The sequence below is a fragment of the Streptomyces sp. NPDC046727 genome, from assembly GCF_040645635.1.
Lineage (GTDB): Bacteria > Actinomycetota > Actinomycetes > Streptomycetales > Streptomycetaceae > Streptomyces.
The window spans coordinates 1-2,881 of record NZ_JBEYYR010000085.1 but is presented as its reverse complement, the minus strand read 5'-3'; the positions used below and the strand labels follow the sequence as shown (position 1 = coordinate 2,881).

Genomic DNA, 2,881 nt, shown 5'->3' with positions numbered 1-2,881 from the left:
CGGGGCTATCACCCTTTGCTGCGCGACTTTCCAGACGCTTCCACTAACACACAAGCCGATTCAGGTTCTGGGCTCCTCCCCGTTCGCTCGCCGCTACTGGGGGAATCTCGGTTGATTTCTTTTCCTCGGGGTACTTAGATGTTTCAGTTCCCCCGGTTCGCCTCATGCCACTATGTATTCATGACATGATAGTGTGTCGAAACACACTGGGTTTCCCCATTCGGGTATCGCCGGTTATAACGGTTCATATCACCTTACCGACGCTTTTCGCAGATTAGCACGCCCTTCATCGCCTCTGACTGCCTAGGCATCCACCGTATACGCTTAGTCACTTAACCTCACAACCCGAAGATGTTTCCATCGTTCGTGCTGCAAACATTTGAGAGACTCTATGACAGGTTACTCTTCATCCCAGTACATCTACGGAGGGATAAATTTCAGCCGTCATGTTTCAATTTTCAGCTTGTTCCAGATTGTTAAAGAGCAATATCTTAAACATGACTCGCAAGTCATCTTTAAGATTTTTTCGGTTATCGCTAACCGGTGATAATGTCTTTCACTCATTATCGGAATGGCGTCCCCAAGGGGATTCGAACCCCTGTTACAGCCGTGAAAGGGCAGTGTCCTAGGCCTCTAGACGATGGGGACCCGAAATTGGCTTATCGAATCACCGATTCGATAATTTCGGGTAAAGGTGAGATTTTTCGTGAAAAATCGAGCGCCATTGTCGTTTGTCACTGCACTGGACAGTCACAAATCTCCCGGCACTTACCTATACCACAAGGTTTTGTTTGCTCATTACTTTTTCATCAGACAATCTGTGTGAGCACGCCACTCGAACTAATATCTTTAGGTAAGGAGGTGATCCAACCGCAGGTTCCCCTACGGTTACCTTGTTACGACTTCACCCCAGTCATGAATCACAAAGTGGTAAGCGCCCTCCCGAAGGTTAAGCTACCTACTTCTTTTGCAACCCACTCCCATGGTGTGACGGGCGGTGTGTACAAGGCCCGGGAACGTATTCACCGTAGCATTCTGATCTACGATTACTAGCGATTCCGACTTCATGGAGTCGAGTTGCAGACTCCAATCCGGACTACGACATACTTTATGAGGTCCGCTTGCTCTCGCGAGGTCGCTTCTCTTTGTATATGCCATTGTAGCACGTGTGTAGCCCTACTCGTAAGGGCCATGATGACTTGACGTCATCCCCACCTTCCTCCAGTTTATCACTGGCAGTCTCCTTTGAGTTCCCGGCCGAACCGCTGGCAACAAAGGATAAGGGTTGCGCTCGTTGCGGGACTTAACCCAACATTTCACAACACGAGCTGACGACAGCCATGCAGCACCTGTCTCAGAGTTCCCGAAGGCACCAAAGCATCTCTGCTAAGTTCTCTGGATGTCAAGAGTAGGTAAGGTTCTTCGCGTTGCATCGAATTAAACCACATGCTCCACCGCTTGTGCGGGCCCCCGTCAATTCATTTGAGTTTTAACCTTGCGGCCGTACTCCCCAGGCGGTCGATTTAACGCGTTAGCTCCGGAAGCCACGCCTCAAGGGCACAACCTCCAAATCGACATCGTTTACAGCGTGGACTACCAGGGTATCTAATCCTGTTTGCTCCCCACGCTTTCGCACCTGAGCGTCAGTCTTCGTCCAGGGGGCCGCCTTCGCCACCGGTATTCCTCCAGATCTCTACGCATTTCACCGCTACACCTGGAATTCTACCCCCCTCTACGAGACTCTAGCTTGCCAGTTTCAAATGCAGTTCCCAGGTTGAGCCCGGGGATTTCACATCTGACTTAACAAACCGCCTGCGTGCGCTTTACGCCCAGTAATTCCGATTAACGCTTGCACCCTCCGTATTACCGCGGCTGCTGGCACGGAGTTAGCCGGTGCTTCTTCTGCGAGTAACGTCAATTGATGAACGTATTAAGTTCACCACCTTCCTCCTCGCTGAAAGTGCTTTACAACCCGAAGGCCTTCTTCACACACGCGGCATGGCTGCATCAGGCTTGCGCCCATTGTGCAATATTCCCCACTGCTGCCTCCCGTAGGAGTCTGGACCGTGTCTCAGTTCCAGTGTGGCTGGTCATCCTCTCAGACCAGCTAGGGATCGTCGCCTAGGTGAGCCATTACCCCACCTACTAGCTAATCCCATCTGGGCACATCTGATGGCAAGAGGCCCGAAGGTCCCCCTCTTTGGTCTTGCGACGTTATGCGGTATTAGCTACCGTTTCCAGTAGTTATCCCCCTCCATCAGGCAGTTTCCCAGACATTACTCACCCGTCCGCCGCTCGTCACCCAGGGAGCAAGCTCCCCTGTGCTACCGCTCGACTTGCATGTGTTAAGCCTGCCGCCAGCGTTCAATCTGAGCCATGATCAAACTCTTCAATTAAAAGCTTGATTTGCTTCCACTCGAGAAGCGATGCTCAAAGATTTACTGCATGAATTTTACTTCAGTTAGTCACTCTTCAAGACTTGATATTTTTTTGCATCCGAAGATGCTGGATATCGTCTTGTGGAGTGCCCACACAGATTGTCTGATAAATTGTTAAAGAGCAGCGCCGAGAAACTCATCGGCGCGGGCTGCGTATATTACGCTTTTCGCCCTGAGAGTCAAGCGTTTATTTCGCTTTCTTCTCGCTGACCCGGCGGCTTGTCAGTCGTTGTTCCCGGTCAGTGGAGGCGCATTATAGGGAGTTCTCGGCAGGCCGCAACCCCTATTTTCAATATTTTTTCCGACCGTTGAATGTTTAACCAAAACACCGTTAAAGCGGCAGTTTTTTCAACGATTTAAAGCCATAACCCTGCAAAACGGGCAATAAAGCGTCAGTATCTTCATTTAACGCCATGCAATACGCCAGATTCTCTTCCTGGCTC

At 50.6% G+C, this 2,881-nt stretch carries 1 tRNA gene and 2 rRNA genes; all 3 read right to left on the bottom strand.

Annotation, left to right across the window (positions count from 1 at the left end):
* A 23S ribosomal RNA gene (locus ABZ937_RS42695) occupies nt 1-338 on the bottom strand; the annotation flags it as partial.
* Between the two features lie 234 nt (nt 339-572).
* Nucleotides 573-648: transfer RNA gene (locus ABZ937_RS42690), tRNA-Glu, on the bottom strand.
* A 206-nt stretch (nt 649-854) separates the two neighbouring features.
* A 16S ribosomal RNA gene (locus ABZ937_RS42685) occupies nt 855-2,396 on the bottom strand.
* Nucleotides 2,397-2,881: the final 485 nt, after the last annotated feature.